Annotated in this window: 4 protein-coding genes and 1 pseudogene; all 5 read right to left on the bottom strand. The window is 74.2% G+C overall.

Going from position 1 to position 5095, the window contains the following annotated elements:
- On the bottom strand, positions 1-205 hold a 205-nt coding region (locus I5E_RS21105), incomplete at its 3' end, for a helix-turn-helix domain-containing protein (RefSeq protein ID WP_031261408.1).
- Complete coding sequence (locus tag I5E_RS03685; protein ID WP_022905802.1) at positions 202-2241, bottom strand: CocE/NonD family hydrolase; 2040 nt, start codon at positions 2239-2241, stop codon at positions 202-204. The genes I5E_RS03685 and I5E_RS21105, both read right to left, overlap by 4 nt.
- Positions 2238-4037, bottom strand: a complete 1800-nt coding sequence (locus I5E_RS03680; protein WP_022905801.1) for a dipeptide ABC transporter ATP-binding protein — start codon at positions 4035-4037, stop codon at positions 2238-2240. Before I5E_RS03680 ends, I5E_RS03685 begins: the two co-directional genes overlap by 4 nt.
- Positions 4034-4912, bottom strand: a complete 879-nt coding sequence (locus tag I5E_RS03675; RefSeq protein ID WP_022905800.1) for an ABC transporter permease — start codon at positions 4910-4912, stop codon at positions 4034-4036. The genes I5E_RS03680 and I5E_RS03675 overlap by 4 nt, the downstream gene beginning before the upstream one ends.
- Positions 4909-5095, bottom strand: a pseudogene (locus I5E_RS03670) (ABC transporter permease); the annotation flags it as partial. The pseudogene I5E_RS03670 and the gene I5E_RS03675, both read right to left, overlap by 4 nt.

Genomic DNA, 5095 nt, shown 5'->3' with positions numbered 1-5095 from the left:
AGCCGACGACCTCGTTGAGGATCTCCGCGACGCTGCCGAAGTGGTAGGTGACGGTCCCGACCGAGACGTCCGCCTCGGCGGCGATGTCGCGCAGGCCGGTGGCGCCGACACCGTTCCGGACGATCACGGCCCGCGCGGCCTCGACGATCATCGCGCGGCGGACCTCCGGGCGCTGTCGGACCCGGGCCGGTCCTGCGCCGCTCACGCCGAGGTCCTCGGGACGTCGTCGACGAAGGTCCGGTCGGCGACGAGGACCTCGGGGACGTCGGGGCCTCCGTCGCGTGCCCAGGCGCGTACGGTGTTCCGCACGTGGAAGGCGTCGGCGTCCGCGGTGACCTCGGACGCGGTCTCGATCCGTGCGGCCCACCCGGGCTGCTCCAACCCGATCGACCAACGGGACGTCGCGCTGGCGCTCGTCGGGTCGTCGGACCGGATCCGGTAGGTCTCGCGGGCGTCCTCGCTGAAGACGAGGCCGTCCGGGTACACGCGTCCGCCGCCGTACCCGGGGTCGACGTCGAGGGTCCACTCCCCCGTCTCGACGTCGTGCGTGACCGTGCGTTGCGGGAGCGCCTCGGTCGGCGCGACCCGTTCGATCGCGAGCGGTGTCGACCGCTCGGGCTGCTCGAACCGGACGCCGTCGTCGGCGCCACGCGTCCAGACGGGCAGCTCCAGGGTCGACGCCGCGGGGTCGAGCGTCACGGTCGGCGCGTCCGGGTGCGGCCAGACCCACGGCCAGTACGCGGTCGACACGGCGATCCGGAGCCGGTGCCCGGCGGCGAACCGGTGTCCGGTCGACACGAGGCGGACCGGCAGCGACGCGGGCACCCCGGGCTCGAGCGGGTCGTTCCGGTCCGCCCCGTCGCGCTTCGCGGCGTTCAGGACACCACGCGTGACGAGGGTCGAGGAGCCGTCCGGGGCGACGTCGCACAGCCGGACCGTCAGCGTCGCCCGTGGTCGGTCGCTCGTGACCGCGAGGTGGACGAGGACGTTGCCGAGCACGTCGAGCGGTTCGTCGAGCGGCAGGTCGAAGCAGACCGAGCGGCCGTCCTCGGCGCGCTGGTCCGGCGGCAGGTCGGTGGCGTTCCCGAACGGGAAGAACCGGCCCGCGTCGGCGCCGGTGTGCTGCGGCGACCGCACGACGACCGGGCCGTCTGCGCCGCCGCGGAGCGCGGTCAACCCCACCCTGCGTGCCACGGTCGCGGTCGACGGCCACGCCTCGGCGCCGACCCACCGGCCGCGGCGCGACTCGTAGTACGTCGCGGGCGGCTCGCCCTCGTTGATCCAGGCACGGAGCGCTGGATCCGCTTCGACGCCGGTGTCGATCCCCCGCAGCCAGCGGTCCCACCACCGCAGGGTCTCCTGCAGGAAGCCGATCGACGGCCCGGGCGCGAGCCCTCGGTCGGGGTACTGGTGCGACCACGGACCGACGATGCCCTTGACCGGGGCGTCCACGTTCGCCACGAGCCGGAGCACGGCGTCGCGGTACGGGTCCGCCCAACCGCCGACCGCGAGGACCGCGGCGCCGATGCCGTCGTAGTTCTCCGCAGCGCTGCCGTGCCGCCAGTAGTCGTCGCGCTCCTGGTGCGACAGCCACACCGGGGTCATCGGCCGGTTCCGATCGAGACGGTCACGCCACTGGTCGACCCAGCCGGAACCGACGACCTCGGGCCGCGGCGGGCGCGAGTTGAAGGCGAACATCGTCGCGCCCCACGCCGCCATGTCGATCCCGAGCACCGCACCGCCGACGTAGTGCACGTCGTTGTCGTACCGGTCGTCGGTGGAGCACACCGTCACGATCGCCTTGAGGGCCTCGGGGGCACGGGCGGCGAGCTGCAGCGCGTTGAACCCGCCCCACGAGATGCCGAACATGCCGACGGCACCCGTCGACCACTCCTGCTCGGCGAGCCAGGCGATCACGGCCTCGCCGTCGCGGAGCTCCTGTTCGCTGTACTCGTCGTCGAAGAACCCGTCCGACGAGCCGGTCCCGCGGATGTCCACCCGCACCGAGGCGTACCCGTGCTGGGCGTACCAGGGGTGCCGTTCCGAGTCGCGGGGCGCCGTCCAGTCGTCGAGCCGGTACGGCAGGTACTCGAGCAGCACCGGCACCGGACCGTCGGGCGACGACGGTGACCAGATCCGGGTGTGCAGCCGGACGCCGTCGGGCATCGGGATCCACTCGTCGCGGACGGTCACGCCTTCGGGCAGCACGGGGTCCACCCCGAGTGCGGTGGAGCCGGTCATGCGTCCTCCCAGTTCCGGGTCAGGTGTCCGTCGCCGCGGTCCGTCCAGCCCTCGGCGTGCCGCCAGCGTGGGACGCCGTCGCCGACGTCCGGCAGCACGGTGCTGCCGGGTTCCAGCGTCGCCGCGAGGAGCGTCGCCGTGTACGGGTGGTTCGGGCCGCCGAAGACGGCCTCGGTCGGGCCGATCTCGACGATGCGACCGCCGGTCATCACGGCGACGCGGTCGGCGACGCCACGCACGACGGCGAGGTCGTGGCTGATGAACAGGCAGCTGAGCCCGCGCGAACGCTGCAGCTCGGCGAGGAGCGCGAGGATCCCGGCCTGCACCTGCACGTCGAGTGCCGTCGTGATCTCGTCGGCGATGACCAGGCGCGGCTCGGCGGCCAGCGCCCGGGCGATGCCGACGCGCTGGCGCTGCCCGCCGGACAGTTGCGCGGGCAGGCGGTCGGCGAACGCCGGCCCCAGCCCGACCTGCGTGAGCAGTTCGCCGACCCGCTCCGCCGACGAGGAGCCGGTGAAGAGCTTGAGCGGGCGGGCGATCGCCGCGCCGACGGTCCGCCGGGGGTTGAGCGACGTGTCCGCGTTCTGGAAGACGAGCTGCACGGCACGGCGGAGCTCCGGGGAGCGTCCGGCCACGGGCTCGCGGAGGTCGCCCGACACGGTGCCGTCGTCGAACGCGAACGTGCCGGACTCGGCGGGCACCAGGCCCGCGAGGGCCGTCGCGAGCGTCGACTTGCCGCTCCCGGACTCGCCGACGACGGCGAGCGTCTCGCGCGGCGCGATCGTGAAGGACACCCCGTCGACGGCGGCGGGCAGGCCGCTCGCGTAGCGGACGACCAGGTCCTCGGCGGTCACCACGGGGCGGACGAGCGGTTCGGGAGGAACGGTGCGGCCGGCCCTGGAGGCGACCGTCGACGAGACGGTCGCCGTCTCGGGCACGTGGTCCGTCCCTCCCGGCCGTCGCCCGTCCGGCACCGCCGCCAGCAGGGCGCGCGTGTACTCGTGCTGCGGCGCGGCGAAGAGCGCCGCCGTGGTGGCGTGCTCGACGACCTCGCCGTCGCGCATCACCGCGATCTCGTCCGCCATCGCCGACACGACGCCGAGGTCGTGGCTGACGAGCAGGACGGCCATGCCGAGCTCGCGCCCGAGGTCGGCGACGAGGTCGAGGACGGCCGCCTGGGTGACGACGTCGAGCGCCGTGGTGGGTTCGTCGAGGACGAGCACCCGGGGCCGCGCGGCGACCGCCATCGCGATCGCGACGCGCTGCTGCTGGCCGCCGGAGAGCTGGTGCGGGTACCGGCGGACGATCGTCTCCGGCGACGGCAGTCGGACGAGCCGGACGAGCTCGAGCACGCGCTCGGGGCCGTCGGGCTCGCCGTGGGCGCGCAGGGCCTCGCGGATCTGCTCGCCGACGCGCATCGACGGGGTGAGGGCCTGCCCGGCGTTCTGCGCGACCACCGAGGCGGTGCCACCCCGGAGCGACCGTCGCCCGGCCGGCGACAGGGCGAACACGTCGTCGCCGGCGACCCGCACCGAGCCGCGCTCGATCCGCGACCCGGCGCGGAGGTGCGCGAGGAGGGTGCGGGCGACGGTGGACTTGCCGCTGCCGGACTCCCCGACGAGGCCGAGGGTCCGACCGGCTGCGATCGTGAAGGACACACCACGGACGACCGGGACGAGTCGTCGGCCGGCGGCGTACGAGACGGCGAGGTCGGTGACCCGGACGATCGGGTCCGTGCCCGCTCCGGTCGCCCGGGCGGCGACGTCCGGGGCGGTGGTCTGGTCGGTGTGCGTCATGCGCTGACCCCCTGCGTGGCACGGTCGACACCGAGGGACTTCGCCAGTCCGTCGGCGGCGAGGTTGAGCCCGATCACGAGGGTCGCGAGCGCGACGATCGGGGCGAGCGTGCCGAGCGGCACGACCGTCAGGGCGGTGCGGTTCTCCTGCACCATGAGTCCCCAGTCCGGCGTCGGCGGGTTCGCACCGAAGCCGAGGAAGGACAGCGAGGCGACGAGCAGGACGATCCAGGAGGCGCGCATCGCGTACTCGACGAGGACCACGTCGAGCACGTTCGGCAGGATCTCGCGGAACACGATGGACAGGGCGCGCTCCCCGCGGGCGCGGGCGGCGGTGACGTAGTCCTGCGTGATCACGGTCCGTGCCGCGCCGCGGACGACGCGGGTGACGGCCGGCGCGTAGACGACTGTCACGGCGAGGACGATGACCCAGAGGCCGGCGTCGAAGACCGTGACGACGACGAGGAGCGCGAGGATCGACGGCACGCTGAGGAGCGCGTCGACGACCCGCATCACGACCTCGTCGAACCAGTTGTCGGCGTACGCGGTGACGCACCCGAGGACGGTGCCGATCGCCACGGCGATGGTCGTCGCGAGGAAGGTGACGAGCAGCGCGTACCGACCGCCGTTGAGGGTCCGCGAGAGGATGTCGCGGCCGTACTGGTCGGTGCCGAGCCAGTTCGTCCAGGTCGGACCGGCGAGCACGTCGGCGGAGTTCGTCGCGACCGGGTCGTGCCCGGCGATGAGCGGTGCGAGGACCGCGAGCACGAGGTGCAGCGCGATGAGGCCCAGGCCGATGCTCAGCGCGGTCGAGCCGCGCAGGGGGGCGACGGCGGCGCCGATGACGGTCCGGGTGCGCGGGGCGATGGCGGTCATGCTGCTGCCTTCCGGGCGGAGCGCGTGCCGCGCGACCCGGCGCGGGTCCGGGTGCGCGTCCGACGCTGTCGGGTGCGGAGCTTCGGGTCGAGCGCGAGCGCCGTGAGGTCGGCCGCCAGGTTGCACACGACGTAGACGACGGCGCTGAGGAGTGCGATCGCCTCGATCGTCGGCAGGTCGCGG

Origin of the sequence: Curtobacterium sp. B18, from assembly GCF_000333375.1 — a bacterium.
Classification (GTDB): Bacteria; Actinomycetota; Actinomycetes; order Actinomycetales; family Microbacteriaceae; genus Curtobacterium.
This window is presented reverse-complemented; position numbering and strand designations above follow the sequence as displayed.